The organism is Pseudomonas sp. A1230, from assembly GCF_044218825.1.
Taxonomy (GTDB): Bacteria; Pseudomonadota; Gammaproteobacteria; order Pseudomonadales; family Pseudomonadaceae; genus Aquipseudomonas; species Aquipseudomonas iridis.
Genome location: NZ_CP162582.1, coordinates 3,956,183 through 3,973,480, shown reverse-complemented (window position 1 = coordinate 3,973,480; position 17,298 = coordinate 3,956,183). Strand labels below are relative to the sequence as shown.

At 59.0% G+C, this 17,298-nt stretch carries 19 protein-coding genes and 1 riboswitch; of the genes, 12 read left to right on the top strand and 7 right to left on the bottom strand.

The window, feature by feature from the left end:
* Window positions 1-67 precede the first annotated feature (67 nt).
* The 3 genes from AB4P97_RS18595 (at window position 68) to AB4P97_RS18585 (ending at window position 1,590) form a co-directional block, all read left to right on the top strand.
* On the top strand, window positions 68-625 hold the full coding sequence (locus AB4P97_RS18595; protein ID WP_042561030.1) for a hypoxanthine-guanine phosphoribosyltransferase: 558 nt from the start codon (window positions 68-70) through the stop codon (window positions 623-625).
* A gap of 134 nt (window positions 626-759) precedes the next feature.
* On the top strand, window positions 760-1,239 hold the full coding sequence (locus AB4P97_RS18590) for a hypothetical protein (protein WP_395601448.1): 480 nt from the start codon (window positions 760-762) through the stop codon (window positions 1,237-1,239).
* 63 nt (window positions 1,240-1,302) lie between these two features.
* Window positions 1,303-1,590 (top strand): PA4642 family protein, encoded by a 288-nt coding sequence (locus AB4P97_RS18585; RefSeq protein WP_042561028.1) that lies wholly within the window; start codon window positions 1,303-1,305, stop codon window positions 1,588-1,590.
* Window positions 1,591-1,733: 143 nt separating this feature from the next.
* On the opposite strand, the gene mqo is transcribed toward AB4P97_RS18585, so the two are convergent.
* Both mqo and AB4P97_RS18575 read right to left on the bottom strand, forming a co-directional pair.
* The gene (gene mqo / locus AB4P97_RS18580; RefSeq protein ID WP_042561027.1) at window positions 1,734-3,242 is read right to left on the bottom strand and encodes a malate dehydrogenase (quinone); all 1,509 of its coding nucleotides are present in this window, start codon (window positions 3,240-3,242) and stop codon (window positions 1,734-1,736) included.
* A 709-nt stretch (window positions 3,243-3,951) separates the two neighbouring features.
* Window positions 3,952-4,185: a hypothetical protein gene (locus tag AB4P97_RS18575; protein WP_042561026.1), complete on the bottom strand. Its 234-nt coding sequence runs from the start codon at window positions 4,183-4,185 to the stop codon at window positions 3,952-3,954.
* 205 nt (window positions 4,186-4,390) lie between these two features.
* Here AB4P97_RS18575 and AB4P97_RS18570 point away from each other — a divergent pair, with 205 nt between their 5' ends.
* Window positions 4,391-4,975 carry a YajG family lipoprotein gene (locus tag AB4P97_RS18570; RefSeq protein ID WP_007912832.1) on the top strand — a complete coding sequence of 195 codons (585 nt, stop codon included), beginning with the start codon at window positions 4,391-4,393 and terminating at the stop codon, window positions 4,973-4,975.
* A 187-nt stretch (window positions 4,976-5,162) separates the two neighbouring features.
* On the opposite strand, the gene AB4P97_RS18565 is transcribed toward AB4P97_RS18570, so the two are convergent.
* A complete protein-coding gene (locus tag AB4P97_RS18565) occupies window positions 5,163-5,369 on the bottom strand; it encodes a hypothetical protein (RefSeq protein ID WP_008083982.1) in 207 nt (68 codons plus the stop codon).
* Between the two features lie 191 nt (window positions 5,370-5,560).
* Between AB4P97_RS18565 and AB4P97_RS18560 the strand changes: the two genes are divergently transcribed.
* Entirely contained in the window at window positions 5,561-5,839 is a 279-nt protein-coding gene (locus tag AB4P97_RS18560; RefSeq protein WP_042561025.1) for a hypothetical protein, read from the top strand.
* A 91-nt stretch (window positions 5,840-5,930) separates the two neighbouring features.
* Here the strand turns inward: AB4P97_RS18560 and AB4P97_RS18555 are convergent, their stop codons facing one another.
* Window positions 5,931-7,094: a 1-acyl-sn-glycerol-3-phosphate acyltransferase gene (locus AB4P97_RS18555; protein ID WP_200892968.1), complete on the bottom strand. Its 1,164-nt coding sequence runs from the start codon at window positions 7,092-7,094 to the stop codon at window positions 5,931-5,933.
* 142 nt (window positions 7,095-7,236) lie between these two features.
* Between AB4P97_RS18555 and AB4P97_RS18550 the strand changes: the two genes are divergently transcribed.
* The 4 genes from AB4P97_RS18550 (at window position 7,237) to AB4P97_RS18535 (ending at window position 9,327) form a co-directional block, all read left to right on the top strand.
* Window positions 7,237-7,419 (top strand): CPXCG motif-containing cysteine-rich protein, encoded by a 183-nt coding sequence (locus AB4P97_RS18550; protein ID WP_042561023.1) that lies wholly within the window; start codon window positions 7,237-7,239, stop codon window positions 7,417-7,419.
* 9 nt (window positions 7,420-7,428) lie between these two features.
* Window positions 7,429-7,689 (top strand): putative signal transducing protein, encoded by a 261-nt coding sequence (locus AB4P97_RS18545; protein ID WP_047303124.1) that lies wholly within the window; start codon window positions 7,429-7,431, stop codon window positions 7,687-7,689.
* A gap of 37 nt (window positions 7,690-7,726) precedes the next feature.
* Window positions 7,727-8,350 (top strand): SOS response-associated peptidase, encoded by a 624-nt coding sequence (locus AB4P97_RS18540; RefSeq protein ID WP_042561021.1) that lies wholly within the window; start codon window positions 7,727-7,729, stop codon window positions 8,348-8,350.
* A 158-nt stretch (window positions 8,351-8,508) separates the two neighbouring features.
* On the top strand, window positions 8,509-9,327 hold the full coding sequence (locus tag AB4P97_RS18535) for a M48 family metallopeptidase (RefSeq protein ID WP_273877905.1): 819 nt from the start codon (window positions 8,509-8,511) through the stop codon (window positions 9,325-9,327).
* A gap of 148 nt (window positions 9,328-9,475) precedes the next feature.
* Here the strand turns inward: AB4P97_RS18535 and AB4P97_RS18530 are convergent, their stop codons facing one another.
* The 3 genes from AB4P97_RS18530 to AB4P97_RS18520 all read right to left on the bottom strand — a co-directional run bounded on the left by AB4P97_RS18530 (window position 9,476) and on the right by AB4P97_RS18520 (window position 12,309).
* Window positions 9,476-10,060, bottom strand: a complete 585-nt coding sequence (locus AB4P97_RS18530; RefSeq protein ID WP_115148164.1) for a TMEM165/GDT1 family protein — start codon at window positions 10,058-10,060, stop codon at window positions 9,476-9,478.
* Between the two features lie 89 nt (window positions 10,061-10,149).
* A riboswitch (yybP-ykoY riboswitch) is annotated at window positions 10,150-10,272 on the bottom strand.
* A 40-nt stretch (window positions 10,273-10,312) separates the two neighbouring features.
* Window positions 10,313-11,311 (bottom strand): methyltransferase, encoded by a 999-nt coding sequence (locus AB4P97_RS18525; RefSeq protein ID WP_395601447.1) that lies wholly within the window; start codon window positions 11,309-11,311, stop codon window positions 10,313-10,315.
* 32 nt (window positions 11,312-11,343) lie between these two features.
* Complete coding sequence (locus AB4P97_RS18520) at window positions 11,344-12,309, bottom strand: 2-hydroxyacid dehydrogenase (protein ID WP_042561017.1); 966 nt, start codon at window positions 12,307-12,309, stop codon at window positions 11,344-11,346.
* 157 nt (window positions 12,310-12,466) lie between these two features.
* Between AB4P97_RS18520 and AB4P97_RS18515 the strand changes: the two genes are divergently transcribed.
* The 3 genes from AB4P97_RS18515 to AB4P97_RS18505 all read left to right on the top strand — a co-directional run bounded on the left by AB4P97_RS18515 (window position 12,467) and on the right by AB4P97_RS18505 (window position 17,292).
* The gene (locus AB4P97_RS18515) at window positions 12,467-13,096 is read left to right on the top strand and encodes a LysE family translocator (protein WP_042561016.1); all 630 of its coding nucleotides are present in this window, start codon (window positions 12,467-12,469) and stop codon (window positions 13,094-13,096) included.
* 286 nt (window positions 13,097-13,382) lie between these two features.
* Window positions 13,383-15,065, top strand: coding sequence for a fatty acid--CoA ligase (locus AB4P97_RS18510; protein ID WP_395601446.1), 1,683 nt, complete (start codon window positions 13,383-13,385; stop codon window positions 15,063-15,065).
* Window positions 15,066-15,402: 337 nt separating this feature from the next.
* Entirely contained in the window at window positions 15,403-17,292 is a 1,890-nt protein-coding gene (locus tag AB4P97_RS18505) for a DUF1302 domain-containing protein (protein ID WP_042561014.1), read from the top strand.
* Window positions 17,293-17,298: the final 6 nt, after the last annotated feature.

The following is a 17,298-nucleotide window of genomic DNA, read 5'->3' as shown; positions in this document are numbered from 1 at the left end:
GCGAGATGCGTACCTTTGCCCGCTTTTCGCGACTATACCCCCCTTCAACCACCCCCCGGAGAGCGCCATGTCCGCTGATCTCGAGCATATCCGTCAAATCATGCGAGAGGCTGACTGCCTGTACACCGAGTCTGAAGTCGAGGCCGCCATTGCCCGCGTCGGTGCACAAATCAACGAAACACTGGCCGAGAGCAACCCGGTGGTGTTCTGCGTGATGAACGGCGGGCTGATTTTTTCCGGCAAGCTGCTGACTCATCTGCATTTCCCGCTGGAAGCGTCCTACCTGCACGCGACCCGTTATCGCAACGAAACCAGCGGCGGCGATCTGTTCTGGAAGGCCAAGCCAGAAGTCTCGTTCCTTGACCGTGACGTGCTGATCATCGACGACATCCTCGATGAAGGTCACACCCTTGGCGCGATCATCGATTACTGCAAACACGCCGGCGCGCGCAAAGTGCACACCGCCGTGCTGATCGACAAGGATCACGACCGCAAGGCACGTCCTGACCTGAAAGCAGACTTCGTCGGCCTGCCGTGCATCGACCGTTACATCTTCGGTTACGGCATGGACTACAAAGGCTACTGGCGTAACGCCAACGGGATCTTTGCCGTTAAAGGCATGTAAGCAAGATCAAAAGATCGCAGCGTTCCGCAGCCCCTGCAAGGGATTGATGTACACCTTGTAGGAGCTGCGGAACGCTGCGATCTTTTGCTTTTAATCCCATGCTAGAGTGCTCGGCCCCGCCTCCGGAGCCTGCCATGCACCTCTTGATTCGCAGCCTTGCCGCCCTGTTGCTCACCCTCAGCCTGCCTTTGTCCGCCGCGCCGATGCACAGCCAGTTCCTGCCGCCGGACGATCTGACCCTGCGCGATGCCGAGCCCGAACATCAGCAACTGATGCAGGTCACGGACTATTCGGTGGTGGTCGGCGCGCAACGTCAGTCCAATCAACAGCCGATTCCGGTCACTTCGCCACTGATGATCCGCCTCAAGGGCAAGTCCCTGAACAAAGGCGCGACAGTCACTCAGGTGCTGGTCAGCTTCGATGGCGAAAGCAAAAGCCTGAAAAAACCGCTCTATGACGACAAAAGCAAAACACTGACACTGTTTTATCCGCTGGCTCAATACCGTGTGGTGATCGATCTGCTGCGCAACGACACCGTCTATGTGCAATTCCTCAGTTACGCCAACGGCCATATCTGGGCCGATTTGCACACCGGCAGCGTGCGTGCGCGTTGAGCCGAGCGGCAGGGCAGGGGTAAACTGCCCGCCCCGTGTCATGTCTGCGAGCTGGAGTCGGCAATGCGTAAAGATAAGAAACAAGTGATTGGTGACGAGATCGGCGATGAGCAGATCAAGCTGTTCCTCGATTTTGAACCGGTCGACGCCACTTCGCCGTCGTTGCACAAACTGATCAAGGCTTACCGTGGTCTGCGAATCGACGATTTCGAACGGTTTCTGACGTTCTTTGTGGCGGCTGGGTACGACGTCGATGGCAAGGACGAGCAGGGCCAGACGTTTGTTGATCAGATCCGCGATCAACGCAACGCGCCGGAATACATCGAACTGATCGACAAGGCTCGCGGTTAAGGTCTACAGACAAGATCAGCTCCTACAGAGGATTAGTGTTCACCCTGTAGGAACTGCCGAAGGCTGCGATCTTTTGCTTTTTGGCAGGCATAAAAAAACGCCCCGCACTCACTGAGCTGCGGGGCGTTTTTTATGCGGCACGATCAAGCGTAGCTTGGCGTCTCGCTGCTTTCTTCAACCAGTTCCAGGGCGATGTTGTTCTGCGTGTTGATCTTGCGATACAGCGCAGCATCGGTTTCCAGAACCTTTTCACGGGCCGGGAAGATTTCCGCCAGTTTGCCAGCCCACTCGCCGGACGCTTTGCCCGGGAAGCACTTCTCGATCAGTTCCAGCATGATCGAAACGGTCACCGATGCACCTGGCGATGCGCCGAGCAGGGCCGCAAGGGAACCATCCTTGGCCGCGACCAGTTCGGTACCGAATTGCAGGATGCCGCCCTTTTTCGGGTCTTTCTTGATGATCTGTACCCGTTGGCCGGCCACTTCCAGGCGCCAGTCTTCGGCTTTCGCCTCCGGGTAGAAACGGCGCAGGGAATCCAGACGCTGCTCCATCGACTGCATCACTTCGCTGACCAGGTACTTGGTCAGGTCCATGTTGTTTTTTGCCACCGCCAGCATCGGCCCGATATTGCCGGCGCGAACCGACAGCGGCAGGTCCATGAACGAACCGTGTTTGAGGAACTTGGTGGTGAAACCGGCGTATGGCCCGAACAGCAGGGATTTCTTGCCATCGACCACGCGGGTGTCCAGGTGCGGCACCGACATCGGTGGCGAACCTACGGCAGCCTGGCTGTAAACCTTGGCCTGGTGCTGTTTGACCACTTGCGGGTTGTCGCAACGCAGCCACTGGCCGCTGATCGGGAAGCCGCCGAAACCTTTGCTTTCTTCGATGCCCGAAGCCTGCAGCAATGGCAGGGCCGCGCCACCGGCGCCGAGGAAGACGAATTTGGCATCGACTTCACGGCTGCTGCCGCTGTTGACGTCCTTGATGCTGACGGTCCAGCCGCTGCCGTTACGCTTGAGGCCGGTGACGCGCTTGCAGTATTTGACCTGGGCGTCGGGAGCGCTGGTCAGGTGCTTGAGCAACTGATTGGTCAGGGCGCCGAAGTTGACGTCGGTGCCGTTCATCACGCGGGTCGCGGCGAGCACTTCGTCCGGCGAGCGGCCCGGCATCATCAGCGGCATCCACTCGGCCATCTTGGCCTTGTCCTCGGTGTACTCCATGTCGGCGAAGGCGTGGTGCTTGCTCAGCACATCGAAGCGTGACTTGAGGAAGGACACGCCACTGTCGCCCTGCACGAAACTCAGGTGCGGAACCGGGCTGATGAAGGATTTGCACGAGCCGAAGGTGCCTTTTTTGGTCAGGTACGACCAGAACTGCTTGGACACTTCGAACTGGGTATTGATGTGCACGGCTTTCTTGATATCGACGCTGCCGTCGGCCGCTTGCGGCGTGTAATTCAGCTCGCACAGGCCAGCGTGGCCGGTACCGGCGTTGTTCCACGGGTTGGAACTCTCCGCAGCACCGGAGTCCATCAGCTCGACAACTTCCAGTTTGATCGCCGGATCGAGCTCTTTGAGCAGCACTGCAAGGGTGGCACTCATGATGCCGGCCCCAACCAGTACTACATCGACTGCTTCGTTATGCGCCATTTAACGCGTCTCCAAAATCTGCAGCACCAAATTGTCGGCATGGCTGCCAGGCATTCAGGGACAGGTCAATTATGTCCCGGCTATCCGTGGTCAGGTTCGCCATGTCCGAATCTTCGCAATTTTTCGCAACTTTGACGGATGCGTGCGGCGTGGCTTCCAGAGCTCCATGAACTCATTTCAGCGCCCGGCTGGCAATTCGACTTATGGTCGAGACATCCGTTTTTGTGCAACCAAATCCGTAGCGGACAGGCTTCAGGCTCCGGTATTCGAGGTATACCCGGTCCTGTGTCGTTGGGCTGTTTCAGACGCTAATGGTGCATGTTCAGACGCAAAACTATTCATTTGCTCGCCACACTCTTGTGAAGTTGTGAAAACCCGTTTTTTTCACGCTCTTTTGAAGACGTGAACCTCAAAAAAGGGCTGTCCAAGCCTGGCACCCTGCCCGCAAAGGCAAAACAACGCGGTGGCCGAGCGTCATGACAGCTCTGCAGATTCGCGAAAAGCGGGGGTTTTGCCGGAAGAACAGGCAAGCGCGCCAACTTCACTCGATCTGTGTGGGCGACTCTCTGTGGGCGATTTTGGATGCCAATGCAAGCGCATTGACGGTGTTGCGGGGCCCGATCAGGAGACGTCCTTATAATCGGGGGGAGATTGTATCGAAGAAATGCGCGGAGTTGGTCGAGTTTAATGACTTTTATTAGGCATCCGGTCAGATGCTCAACTGCACCTGCGCCCGTGCGCGCATTTGACGCGGTACGACCCGGGCGCTGGCGGGCAGCGGCTGGTTCAACCAGGTAAGGCGGATTTCTTCTATTTCCACCCAGCCATCGCCCATCGGCTGCAGGCTGCACTGCTTGAAGGCCTGACAGTGACCGTTGCGGTCGAGCAGGGCAAAGCTGCGATGCAGCGGGCGTGGCGCGAACAACGAGATCAGATAACGCATGGCCGAGTACCTTGTTGGAGGACTGATTTGAAGGATGCCGACCAGCCGTGACGTGTACATGTATGGCGGGTGAAGAATCTGTGACAGGAACCGCTTTCGACGGGGTTTGTCAGACATTTCAGTATTCATTGTGCGGTGCTGGTTACCCGCAGTGGCCCACCGCTATACTGCCGGCCTGTTTGTGCCTGATTCTGGAGAGAAAAGCATGTTGCAACGCCTGTTGTTCGGTTTGATCACTGTGGCCGGTTTGACTCTGGCCGGCTGCGCCCACAGCCCGCAACAACTGAGTCCGGAACCGAAGCTGACCACGCAATTGCCTGCGGTCGGCCGTGGCCAGCCAGTCGTCGTGCGTGTGGTTGACGGTCGTCCGTCGCCAACTCTGGGCACCCGTGGCGGTCTGTATCCTGAGACCAGTGCCATTACTGTACAGCGCGAGCAGATCCTGCCGAAGTTGCAGGCTCAGGCTGAAGCCGCCGTGCGTTTGCTCGGGTTCACCCCGACCAACAACGCGCCCAACGCTCCGCAACTGACTGTGACCCTGGCCGAACTGAAGTATCAGTCGCCCAAAGAAGGCATGTACGTGACTGAGGCGACCATCGGCGCGACCTTCCGCTCTGACGTGCAGAACGCCAACCGTCGCTACAGCGGCCGTTACGGTGCTTCGCTGGACCAGCGCTTCGGCATGGCGCCGAACCAGGAAACCAATACCAAACTGGTCAGCGATGTGTTGAGCGATGCGCTGACGCGTTTGTTCAAGGATCCGACCGTGGGTCAGGTTCTGGCTGAATAAGCGGGTCGCCTGATGTGAAAAAGCCCGGGACCAGTGATGGTCCCGGGCTTTTTCATGCCTACATCTCTACCTGCATAACCTCCATCCCTGTAGGAGCTGCCGAGGGCTGCGATCTTTTGATCTTGTTTTCAAACAATCAAAATCAAAAGATCGCAGTCTGCGGCAGCTCCTACAGGGGGCGTATCGTTCAGGCAGCCTGCGAATAAAAATCGAGAACGCTAACCCCCGTAAGCAAATCCGTCTCGGGCAAATCCGCGTGCTGATGCCCGCCCAGCGCGCAATACACCAGCCAATGACGATCCTGAACATTGAAGGCGAGGCTGCCAACGAGACTTTGCTGCTCGTCGTAGGGGGTGATGAGGTACAGACGATCCTGGTTTTCAGCGTGAAGCATGACGCGTTCCATGTGTGTTTCGAGGCGCGCATGGTGGTGCATCCACATGACGAAGCCGTGACACAGGACAGCCATCGGTCGATTGCCGGGTTATTTGTCGTAAAGGAGAGGCGTCGCGGACAGGTTTCGGTAGAATCCTGGCGCGGTCGTCTGTCTGGCGTCTGCCACACTGATTAAGTTTGAGGTCTGTGATGTCGCTGCATTTGATGACGCTGTTTACCAACCATCCCGCCAAATTGATCAATCTGCTGGCGCTGCTGTTGGCGTTCCCCGGCAGTTGGCTGCTGCACGCGACCCGCCGCCGCGAACAACGCGCATCGGCCAGCATCGCCGCGCAGCGCCAGGCTCAGCCGAACGCTGAACCGATCCTCGATTGGTCGACGTTGCGCATGAACCGCTTTTTCTATCGCTTCGGTTTCGCCTGCCTGGGCTTGGCGCTGGTCATTTCCTGGATCAGCACCCAATTCTGAATTGAATGCAAAACCCCTCGCCACCGTTACGTGGTGTCAGGCAAAAAAACGGCGCCCGAGGGGCGCCTTTTTTGCGTCGGATCGAAGCCGCTTACAACGGCAACCCAGCCTTGACCCGATACTGGTTACGCACCGGCGTTGCATATTGCAGCACCAGATACGGACGATGCTCTTCAGGGCAAGCGTCCAGCCGTGACTGCCATTCTTCCTGCGCCTTGGCCAGCTCATCCGCCGGGAACACCTCGGCAGCTTTCGGCACATTCAGTTGCGGATCAGCATCGGCCCACTGCGCATACGCCAGGTAATGCACCGGGAACAACCGGTAGCCGCCGAGAATCTGCTTGTCCATTTCGACTGCCAATTGCTTGGTGTCTTCAAACAGCTCGGTAATGGGCGCGGCAAAGTTCACGTGCACCCGGCCCTTATAGCCGGTAATGCCCTTGGCAATGCTCACGTCATCTTCGCCCGACACTTTGCTGTAGGTGCCGGTGGTGGCGCGGATGTACAGCTCGCGCGCCTTGGCCTGGTCGCACGGATCGTATTCGTAGCTGATCGACACGGGGGTGACGTTCAGCGACTGAATCACTTCGCCGAACGGCTCGTCCTTGCGGCTCATGTGGAACATCTTGAGGATCGCCGACTCGGTGCGGTCGTCGCCATCCTTCGCCCGGCCTTCGGCCTGTGCAATCCAGATCGAGGCGCAGTCATTGCGGATCGAGTGGTTGATGTACGCCGACAGCAACTGATACGCGGCCATTTTTTCGCGACGGCCGGTGATCGAGCGATGCACGATGAAACTCTTGTTCAGGCGCATCAGGTCGCTGACAAACGGCTTCTGCAACAGGTTGTCACCAATCGCGATACGCGGCGTCGGCAGGCCGGCGTGGTACACGGCGTAGTTGACGAAGGCCGGGTCCATGACGATGTCACGGTGGTTGGCGATGAACAGATACGCGCTGCCGGACTTGAATTGCTCGACCCCGGTGTAGGTCACGCCGTCGGTGGCGCGCTCGATGGTGTGGTCGACGTACGCCTCGATTTTGTCCTGCAAAGTTGCCACCGATGTCACGTCGGCAAACTCACGACGCAGCCGATGGGCTATAAGTGGTTTGAGCATCCAGCCGAAAGGACCGGCAAAACGCGGGAAGCGGAAGTGGGTGAGGATATCTAGAAACGCCTTGTCGCCGAGCAGTCTTGCCAGTACCACGGGTACTTCGCTGTCGTCGTAAGGTCGGATGGCATCGAATTCGCCCATCATGCTCTCTTGTTGGAAACGGCTAGGGTAAGTAAAGGTTTTGATCGAAAACCAACGGGGCACGGTCTGAAAAAATAGCCAGACAAAAATAGCCCTGCAAATAGACCGGCGATTATACGCACAAGTCACTTGGGAGACCGCGATGCTGGAAGCTGCACTGTATGAATGTCCTTATTGTGGGGAGCAGGTCGAGACGTCAGTGGACTTGTCCGGCGGCGATCAGACTTATATCGAGGACTGTCAGGTGTGTTGTCGCCCGATCACGTTTGTATTGCAGGTTCACGGTGAGGAATGGCATCTGGAAGTGTTCAGCGAAAACGAGTGAGGGGCGCCCATGCAGCGGATCTACGAACCGGAAAACCTGTTGGAAGGCGAAATGCTCAAGGGCATGCTCGCCAGCGAAGGTATCGAGGCGCATCTGGTGGGCCGGGATTTGCTCGGCGGCGCGGGCGAGTTGCCGATTTTCGGGTTGCTGGGGCTGTCGGTCGATAACGATCAGGCCCAATACGCCCTCGAACTGATCACCGCGTACAATGCCGCGCTGCCGTTGCCCGGCGACGAACCGGAGAGCTTCCCCGGTACGCTGGTCTGTTAGGCTGGCGTTCGTTTTATTTTTTGAGTCGTGTTGCCCCATGTGTGGACGTTATGCCCTGTTTCGCTGGAACCGCGACTTCGCGGCTCTGCCAGGTTTTCCTGCCGATCAACTGGCGCAGTGGAACATTTCCCCCAACGATTCGGTGTTGATGCTGCGTGCCGGTGAAGACGGCGAGCGCACGCTGGCCCGCGCCCGCTGGGGGCTGACGCCGCCGTGGTTGACGGACTTGTCGCGCACGCCGGCGCATGCCCGCGCCGAAACCGTGGCCGAGCAACCGATGTTTCGCGAGGCGCTGCGTTTGCGTCGCTGTCTGCTGCCGGCCAACGGCTTTTATGAATGGCGCGGCACCCAGCGCAAGCGCCCGTACTGGCTGACGCCGGGCGAGGGGGCTTCGCTGTTTTTTGCGGCGATCTGGGAAGCGTACCCGGTGCAGGAGCAGGTGTGGTTGAGCACGGCGGTGATCACTCAATCAGCGGCCAGTCAGCGCCGGCCGTTGATTCTGGATGAGGCGGGGCAGGCTGCGTGGCTTGATCCCGCGACGCCGCTGCATGCCTTGCAAGCCTTGCTCGCCAGTGAACCGGCCGCGTTGCGCGAGCGGGTGTTGGCGAACATGGTCAATGATCCGAAACTCAATGGGCCGGAGTGTCTGACGCCGGGTTAATGCAAAAACCTCTCACCCCCAGCCCTCAGGGAGAGGGCGGGGTGAGGGGCTTGTGCTCTGCGGGATAGATCTGAAAGTCGCTGCAATACGTCCGTTGTATCTGGCGCCAATACAATTACCCACCTACGATACGCGACAGGTTTTCAGGGAGCTTTTGAATGAACAAGACATTGGTTGTAAGTGCACTGAGCGCAGCGCTGTTGCTGGCCGGTTGTCAGTCGGTCAACACCACCAGCGGCGGCGCCGTGGGTGTTGAGCGCAAGCAATACATGTTCAGCATGCTGTCCTCGCAAGAGGTCGATCAGATGTATGCCCAGTCCTATCAGAAGACCGTGGGCGAGGCGTCGTCCAAGGGTGTGCTGGACAAGACCAGCAGCGACGCCAAGCGGGTTCAGGCCATTTCCAGCCGTCTGATTGCACAGGCACCGAATTTCCGCCCGGATTCGGCGCAGTGGAAGTGGGAAGTCAATCTGATCAAGAGCGACGAGCTCAACGCCAACTGCGGCCCTGGCGGCAAGATCATTTTCTACACCGGGCTGATCGACAAACTGAAACTCACCGACGATGAAATCGCCGCAATCATCGGCCATGAAATCGCCCACGCTCTGCGCGAGCATGGTCGTGAAGCGATGTCCAAGGCCTATGGTATTGAAATGGCCAAACAGGGCGCGGGCGCACTGCTCGGTCTTGGCCAGGACAGCCTGGCGCTGGCCGATACCGTGGCCAATTACGGCATGACCCTGCCTAACAGCCGCGCCAACGAAAACGAAGCCGACCTGATCGGCCTGGAGCTGGCCGCTCGCGCCGGCTACAACCCGAACGCCGCGATCACCCTGTGGAACAAGATGAGCAAGGCGTCGGAAGGTTCGCCGCCAGAGTTCATGAGCACACACCCGGCGTCGACCAGCCGGATTGCTTCGTTGCAGGCGGCGATTCCGAAGGTGATGCCGCTTTACGAAAAAGCTCCGAAGTCCTGATCATCTTTCAGCGAGGCTGATGATCCCTTCGCGAGCAGGCTTGCTCCCACAGGTTCGGTAGTGCTCACACAATCTGTGAGCGCCGTAAATCCCTGTGGGAGCGAGCCTGCTCGCGAAGACCGATGACGCGGTCTATCGACTTGTGCCGTTAAATCCAGCCACTGCTCTGCATCGCCTTGTACACCGCAACCAGCGCCAGAATCAGGAATGCCGAGGCCGCCAGGCGTCGGATCAAGGTCAGTGGCAGTTTGTCCGCTGCAAAATTACCCGCCAGTACAACCGGCACGTTGGCAATCAGCATGCCCAATGTGGTGCCGATGATCACCAGCCACAACTCCGGATACTGCGCTGCGAGCATCACCGTCGCAACCTGGGTTTTGTCGCCCATTTCAGCAAGGAAGAACGCGATAAGCGTGGTCAGGAACGGCCCGAACTTGCGCGCGGTGCTGGCTTCATCGTCATCCATTTTGTCCGGGACCAATGTCCACAGTGCAGTGGCTGCGAAGCTTGCGGCGAGAATCCAGTGCAACACGGAGTCGGAGAAGAAGCTGCCAAACCAGGCACCTACCGCACCGGCTGCTGCGTGGTTGGCCAGGGTCGCAGCGACGATGCCGGCAATGATCGGCCAGGGTTTGCGAAAGCGTGCGGCCAGAATCAGCGCGAGCAGTTGCGTCTTGTCGCCGATTTCGGCCAAGGCAACGATTGCGGTGGGAACGAGTAACGAGTCCAGCATCAGGATTTTCCTAAGGGGCGGGTCGACACGGCTATGACACGTACAGCCTTCCCGCCCCGGGTAAGGTGTGCGTGTCATAGGTCTTGTCAAACCCTGCAATCCGTCTGATGCGGACGCTTGGGTCGCATACGCCATGATCTGAGGATCAAGTATGTTGACGTATGCCGGACGAGCTTGCTGCTCGTGGGAGACTACTCCCCTAGGACGGAGCGGATTCTGCCTTCGCAAATCCGATAGAGCAAGAACAAATTTTCAGCCGCGCTTGGCCCGGTAAATCCGGAAACCGTTACCCTCAGCCTTGATCGCACAGATCCCGAGGTGCTCTTCAATCAGCGGTTGATACTTCAGGAAGCTATTGGCAACCAAGCGAAGTTCGCCACCGTTTTTCAGATGTTTGGCCGCTTTTCGCAGCAAGTTCTCGGTGGCGAAATAATCGGTATGGACGCCGACATGGAACGGCGGATTGCTCAGAATCGCGCTCAGGCCCATCGGTGCAGCATCGATACCGTCACCGGTCAGCACTTCAGCCTCCAGCCCGTTGGCTGCAAGCGTCAGAAGGCTGCTGGCGGCGGCAAAAGCATCGACGTCGAGCAACGTGACCTGATTGTGCGGGTAGCGACGTTTTACCGCAGCCCCCAACACTCCAGCGCCACAGCCGAAATCCAGCAGGTGGCCGCTCGGCAGTTTGTCCAGATGCTCCAGCAACAGCGCGCTGCCGCGATCCAGTCGACCATGGCTGAACACGCCCGGCAGGCTGATGACTTTTAGCGGACCTTCGGCCAGCGGCAATTCATAGGTTTGTGCCAGGCTTTCCAGCGACTTCACTTCAGGGGCATTGGCTACCGTGACTTGCCAGAGCTGGCAGTGCCGCGCGCTGTCGAGCTTGCGCGGCTTGCCGAACGGGTTGAGTTGCTTGGAAGCGCCTTCGATGCCGCTGCGTTTCTCCCCGACCAGAAATACTTCGCGCCCGGCCAGGCGCGCGGCCACGGCGTTGAGGATGTAGTCGGTCAAGTCCTTGGACTTGGGCAGGAACACCACGGCGCTGTCGAACTCGCGCTCGGGGATGTTCACGCCGAAATGGCTGCGGCCTTCGAAGCGCGCCTCCAGGGCGTTTTGATCACCGGCATGCCAGCACCAGCCAAACGCGTTGGGCAGGCGACCGAGCAGATCGTCGGCAGGCAAACCGGCCAACAACAGCGAACCCTGGAATAACTCGGGCTGACGAAGCAGTACTTCACTGCGCGGATCCATATCTGCTCCTCAAAAAAAAGTGCCGCAGTTTATCAACTGACGACCCGCAGCGCCTTACCGCTGAAGAACGCTTCGGCGTTTTCGGTCAATTGACCGACGATGCGCTGCCGCGCCTCACGGCTGCCCCAGGCGTTGTGCGGCGTGACGATCAGGCGCGGAATGTCGGCGGCCAGTAGCGGATTGCCCTGAGTGGGCGGCTCGACACTCAGTACGTCAGTGGCGGCGCCGCCTAGATGACCGGCGCGCAAGGCATCGGCCAGCGCCTGCTCATCGATCAGTCCGCCGCGGGCGGTGTTAATCACGAACGCGCCGGGTTTCATCGAGGCCAGTTCGCGAGCGCCGATGAAGTGGCGAGTGTGTTCGTTGAGCGGGCAGTGCAACGTCAGGGCGTCGATCTGCGGGAGCAATTCATCCAGCGGCAAACGATCCGCCCGGGCAGGGCGCCCTGGAATCTGTCCGAGCAATACGCGCATGCCGAACGCTTCGGCCAGTTGCGCGACGGCGCCGCCGAGTTCGCCATGACCGAGCAAGCCGAGGGTTTTGCCTTGCAGTTCGACAATCGGGTAGTCGAGCAGGCAGAACTGTTTCGCCTGCTGCCAGCGACCTTCACCGACGGCTTTTTGATAATCGGCCAGGCGGGTGGCGAGGTTGAGCAACAGCATGATGGTGTGTTGCGCCACCGATGGCGTGCCGTAACCCTGGCAGTTGCACACCGTGATGCCGTGGGCGCGAGCGGCCACCAGATCGACGTTGTTGGTGCCAGTGGCGGTGATCAGGATCAGTTTCAGGTCAGGGTTGGCGGTCATGGCGGCGGCGTCGATCAGGATCTTGTTGCTGATCGCCACGGTGGCACCTTGCAGGCGTTCGGCAACCTGTTCAGGCAAGGTCTGGGCGAACAATTGCAAGTCGCTGAAGCAGGCGCGCAACGGGCTGAGGTCGAGATCGCCAAGATCCAGTGAAGGATGATCAAGGAATACGGCGCGGCGCGGGTTCGTCATCAACTGTACCTTTTGTGCTGTGAACGGAAGGCGTAATCTGCCGAGCCTACCAGATGAAACAATTGGTTACTCGGTGTCGGCGGTGCTCCAAAATCCTGTGGGAGCGAGCACCTGCGCCTTGAGTCCGATTTGAATGATCAACTCCAGAGGAGCCCCCATGTACTGGACCGAGTTCTTGACCGTTGCACTGATCCACCTGCTGGCCGTCGCCAGCCCCGGCCCGGACTTTGCCGTGGTGGTGCGCGAGAGCGTCACCCACGGAAGACGCGCCGGTACCTGGACGGCGCTGGGTGTGGGCACGGCGATTTTCCTGCATGTGGGCTATTCGCTGCTGGGCATCGGTTTGATCGTGTCGCAGTCGATTGTGCTGTTCAACGCGCTGAAATGGGCGGCTGCGGCGTACCTGCTGTACATCGGCTTCAAGGCCTTGCGTGCGCAACCGGCAAAAGCCGTCAGCGATGATCTGCACAAGGAAGCGGGCGAGCGCACCGCCCGTGGTGCGTTCACTTCGGGCTTCGTGACCAACGGCCTTAATCCGAAAGCCACACTGTTCTTCCTGTCGTTGTTCACCGTGGTGATCAACCCGCACACGCCCCTGGCGATGCAGGCCGGCTACGGCGTTTACCTCGCCGTCGCGACCGCTTTCTGGTTCTGCCTGGTGGCCATGCTGTTCAGCCAGCAACGCGTACGCGCCGGTTTCGCCCGCATGGGTCACTGGTTCGACCGCACCATGGGCGCTGTGCTGATCGCCCTCGGTGTGAAAATCGCGTTCACCGAGATGCATTGATCCGGCGAGAGCCTGCCGGCTGCGGGCTATTGGATGGCCGCGATCCTGTAGGAGCTGCCGAAGGCTGCGATCTTTTGATCTTAAAAACACATCAAAAGATCGCAGCCTTCGGCAGCTCCTACAAAGGGCTCGTTCATGACTTTCCCTTTCCATCCTGCAAATACTGGCGCAAAGCTAGCATTTGTACGGCTCTGCAAATCATTCCTTTGGCTGATTTGGCTGGCGTATAAGGGTTTTAGAGTACAAATCTCTACGCCAACACCGAGCCGTCAGAAAAGGGATTCTTATGTTGCAGACTCGCGTCATTCCCCCAGCCGATGGGGCCTACCAGTATCCATTGCTGATCAAACGGCTGCTGATGTCCGGTGCCCGTTACGAGAAAACCCGCGAGATCATCTACCGTGACCAGTTGCGCTACAGCTACCCGACCCTGATCGAACGCGTGGCGCGGCTGGCCAACGTGTTGACGGCTGCCGGCGTCAAGGCCGGTGACACCGTGGCGGTGATGGACTGGGACAGTCACCGTTACCTGGAATGCATGTTTGCCGTTCCGATGATCGGCGCGGTGATCCACACCATCAACGTGCGCCTGTCCCCGGAACAGATCCTCTACACCATGAACCACGCCGAGGACCGCTTCGTGCTGGTCAACAGCGAGTTCGTCGGGCTGTACCAGGCGATTGCGCCGCACCTGACCACGGTCGAGAAAACCCTGCTGCTGACCGATCTGCCGGAAAAAACCGCCGAGCTGCCGAATCTGGTGGGCGAGTACGAGCAACTGCTGGCCGCCGCCAGCCCGCAGTACATCTTTGAGGACTTCGACGAAAACTCGGTCGCCACCACGTTCTATACAACCGGTACCACCGGCAACCCGAAAGGCGTGTACTTCACCCATCGGCAACTGGTGCTGCACACCATGGGCGTGTCGACGATCATGGGCTCCATCGACAGCGTGCGCCTGCTCGGCACCAACGACGTCTATATGCCAATCACGCCGATGTTCCATGTCCACGCGTGGGGCCTGCCTTATGTGGCGACCATGCTCGGGCTCAAACAGGTTTATCCGGGGCGTTACGATCCGGAGTTTCTGGTGGAGCTGTGGCGCAAGGAAAAGGTCACGTTCTCCCATTGCGTGCCGACCATTCTGCAAATGCTGCTCAACGCCAAAGGTGCGCAGGAAACCGATTTCGGCGGCTGGAAAATCGTCATCGGCGGCAGCGCACTCAACCGTACCCTGTACGAAACCGCCAAGGCTCGCGGCATTCAACTGACCGCCGCCTATGGCATGTCCGAGACCGGGCCATTGGTATCGTGCGCACACCTCAACGACGAGCTGATGGCCGGCACCGAGGACGAACGCACCACTTATCGAATCAAGGCCGGTGTGCCGGGCCCGCTGGTGGAAGCCGCGATTGTCGATGCCGAGGGCAACTTCCTCACGGCCGATGGCGAAACTCAGGGCGAGCTTGTGCTGCGTGCACCGTGGCTGACCGAAGGTTATTTCAACGAACCGCAAAAAGGCGCCGAACTGTGGGCCGGCGGCTGGCTGCACACCGGCGACGTCGCGACGCTCGACAGCATGGGCGTGATCGACATCCGTGACCGGATCAAGGACGTGATCAAGACCGGTGGCGAATGGATTTCCTCGCTGGACCTCGAAGACCTGATCAGCCGTCACGTCGCGGTACGCGAAGTAGCAGTGGTGGGCATCGCCGATCCGCAGTGGGGCGAGCGCCCGTTTGCCCTGCTGGTGATCCGTGAAGGGCATGAAATCGGGGCGCGGGAGCTCAAGGAGCACCTCAAGCCATTTGTGGAGCTGGGGCATCTGAGCAAGTGGGCGATTCCGAGTCAGATCGCTCTTGTTACGGAAATTCCCAAGACCAGCGTCGGCAAGCTCGACAAGAAGCGCATCCGTCTCGACATCACTGAATGGCAGGCCAATAACAGCACCTTCCTCTCGACCCTTTAAGTCCCTGCTGGCGCGCTGAAAACGGCGCGCCAGACCCGCCAAGCAAGCGCTTGCCTTGTGAAATCGAAAATTTCAGCCATCCTTGCCATGCCGACACGTGTCGGCCTGGCGAAAGGACTGTTCCAGAGTGGTCGGCAGCTGCAAATCACACTTTAGAGGGATCAAGCTCTACAACCTGCTGGCTATAGTCCACTTAAGGATTTTTAAGAACGTGGCACACGCACAAGATGGGGCGATGCATCTTTGGAGTGACGTCGGACAGCCTTTGGCATCCGGTCCTTCAGGCGTTTTTAAAAGTACTCACTGCCATAACAATAATGCACATGGAGTAGCGTCGATGACCTCAGTAAACCAGTTCTGGCGCCGGGCGAAACTGCCTCTGGCGGTCAGTCTTGCTTCTTCGCTCGCCGGGCCTGCATTCGGCGTCAGTTTCAACGTTGGTGAAATCGAAGGTCAGTTCGATTCATCCCTGTCGATCGGCGCAAGTTGGTCTACCCAGAGCCCGAACAAGAACCTCATCGGCGTCAACAATGGTGGTCACGGCCTGTCGCAGACTTCTGACGATGGCCACGCCAACTTCAAGAGCGGCGAAACCTTTTCGAAGATCTTCAAGGGCATCCATGACCTTGAATTGAAATACGGCGACACCGGCGTGTTCGTCCGTGGCAAATACTGGTACGACTTCGAACTCAAGGACGAAAGCCGTCAGTTCAAGGACATCAGCGACAGCAATCGCAAGGAAGGCGCCAAGTCTTCCGGCGGGCAGATCCTCGACGCCTTCGTCTACCACAACTACGCCATCGCCGATCAACCGGGCTCGGTTCGTCTGGGCAAGCAGGTAGTGAGCTGGGGTGAAAGTACCTTCATCGGTGGCGGCATCAACTCGATCAACCCGATCGACGTGTCTGCATTCCGTCGTCCAGGCGCCGAGATCAAGGAAGGCCTGATCCCGGTCAACATGTTCTACGTGTCTCAGAGCCTGACCGACAATCTGTCGGCCGAAGCCTTCTATCAGCTGGAATGGGACCAGACCGTTGTCGATAACTGCGGCACCTTCTTTTCGCAGCCGGACATTGTCGCCGACGGTTGCAACGACAACCTGCGCGTGCTGAACAAGCGTTCGACTATTCCAGCCGTTGCACTGGGGCCGTTGGCCGCCAACGGCGTCGATGTCAATCAGGAAGGCGTTCTGGTGCGCCGTGGTCCGGATCGCGATGCCCGTGACAGCGGTCAGTGGGGCGCGTCCCTGAAGTACATGTTCGAGCCTCTGGATACCGAGTTCGGCGCGTACTTCATGAACTACCACAGCCGTGCGCCGATCTTCAGCGCAACCGGTGCGCCGCGCTCGGTCTACAACACTGCAGCCGGTCTGCCCGGGCCGTTCGCAGCTCTCGCACCACTGCTGGTGGCGGGCAACTCGAATTACTTTATTGAATACCCTGAGGACATTCGCCTCTACGGCCTGAGCTTCTCTACCACCCTGCCTACCGGTACGGCGTGGAGCGGTGAGATCAGCTATCGCCCGAATGCACCCGTACAACTGAACTCCACCGACATCCTGTTCGCCGGTGTTCGTCCGCTGGGCGGCGCACTGACCAACGCCTCGCTGCTAAATGGCGTTCCTGGTCAGGATCTGCACGGCTATGAGCGCAAGGAAATCACCCAACTGCAGACGACCTTCACGCACTTCTTCGATCAGGTCATGGGCGCCAGCCGTCTGACCCTCGTGGGTGAAGCGGGCATGACCTACGTGGGCGGTCTGGAAAGCCGTTCCGACAAGCGTTATGGCCGGGATCCGGTTTATGGTCCGGGTGAGTTGCCGGCCACTGGCGGTATCAATACCTGCGCCAACATTCTCAACGCCAGCACCATCAATGGTGCAGGGCCGGGTTCGCCGCAGAACAACCGCAGCCGCAATTGCGACAACGACGGCTTCACCACATCGATGTCGTGGGGCTATCGCGGTCGGGCCATCTGGGATTACAACGACGTCTTCGCCGGTGTGAACCTCAAGCCGAACGTAGCCTGGTCCCATGACGTCAGCGGCTACTCGCCTGGCCCTGGCGGCAACTTCGAGGAAGGTCGCAAAGCGGTCAGTCTGGGCGTCGATGCCGAGTACCAGAACACCTACACCGCGAGCCTGGCCTACACCAACTTCTTCGACGGCAAGTACACCACCGTGGATGACCGCGACTTCGTTGCGCTCAGCTTCGGCGTGAACTTCTAAGCACTG

Coding starts and splice junctions, on each gene's coding strand:
- AB4P97_RS18595 (WP_042561030.1), top strand. CDS start 68: ATGTCCGCTGATCTCGAGCATATCCGTCAAATCATGCGAGAGGCTGAC.
- AB4P97_RS18590 (WP_395601448.1), top strand. CDS start 760: ATGCACCTCTTGATTCGCAGCCTTGCCGCCCTGTTGCTCACCCTCAGC.
- AB4P97_RS18585 (WP_042561028.1), top strand. CDS start 1,303: ATGCGTAAAGATAAGAAACAAGTGATTGGTGACGAGATCGGCGATGAG.
- mqo (WP_042561027.1), bottom strand. CDS start 3,242: ATGGCGCATAACGAAGCAGTCGATGTAGTACTGGTTGGGGCCGGCATC.
- AB4P97_RS18575 (WP_042561026.1), bottom strand. CDS start 4,185: ATGCGTTATCTGATCTCGTTGTTCGCGCCACGCCCGCTGCATCGCAGC.
- AB4P97_RS18570 (WP_007912832.1), top strand. CDS start 4,391: ATGTTGCAACGCCTGTTGTTCGGTTTGATCACTGTGGCCGGTTTGACT.
- AB4P97_RS18565 (WP_008083982.1), bottom strand. CDS start 5,369: ATGCTTCACGCTGAAAACCAGGATCGTCTGTACCTCATCACCCCCTAC.
- AB4P97_RS18560 (WP_042561025.1), top strand. CDS start 5,561: ATGTCGCTGCATTTGATGACGCTGTTTACCAACCATCCCGCCAAATTG.
- AB4P97_RS18555 (WP_200892968.1), bottom strand. CDS start 7,094: ATGGGCGAATTCGATGCCATCCGACCTTACGACGACAGCGAAGTACCC.
- AB4P97_RS18550 (WP_042561023.1), top strand. CDS start 7,237: ATGCTGGAAGCTGCACTGTATGAATGTCCTTATTGTGGGGAGCAGGTC.
- AB4P97_RS18545 (WP_047303124.1), top strand. CDS start 7,429: ATGCAGCGGATCTACGAACCGGAAAACCTGTTGGAAGGCGAAATGCTC.
- AB4P97_RS18540 (WP_042561021.1), top strand. CDS start 7,727: ATGTGTGGACGTTATGCCCTGTTTCGCTGGAACCGCGACTTCGCGGCT.
- AB4P97_RS18535 (WP_273877905.1), top strand. CDS start 8,509: ATGAACAAGACATTGGTTGTAAGTGCACTGAGCGCAGCGCTGTTGCTG.
- AB4P97_RS18530 (WP_115148164.1), bottom strand. CDS start 10,060: ATGCTGGACTCGTTACTCGTTCCCACCGCAATCGTTGCCTTGGCCGAA.
- AB4P97_RS18525 (WP_395601447.1), bottom strand. CDS start 11,311: ATGGATCCGCGCAGTGAAGTACTGCTTCGTCAGCCCGAGTTATTCCAG.
- AB4P97_RS18520 (WP_042561017.1), bottom strand. CDS start 12,309: ATGACGAACCCGCGCCGCGCCGTATTCCTTGATCATCCTTCACTGGAT.
- AB4P97_RS18515 (WP_042561016.1), top strand. CDS start 12,467: ATGTACTGGACCGAGTTCTTGACCGTTGCACTGATCCACCTGCTGGCC.
- AB4P97_RS18510 (WP_395601446.1), top strand. CDS start 13,383: ATGTTGCAGACTCGCGTCATTCCCCCAGCCGATGGGGCCTACCAGTAT.
- AB4P97_RS18505 (WP_042561014.1), top strand. CDS start 15,403: ATGACCTCAGTAAACCAGTTCTGGCGCCGGGCGAAACTGCCTCTGGCG.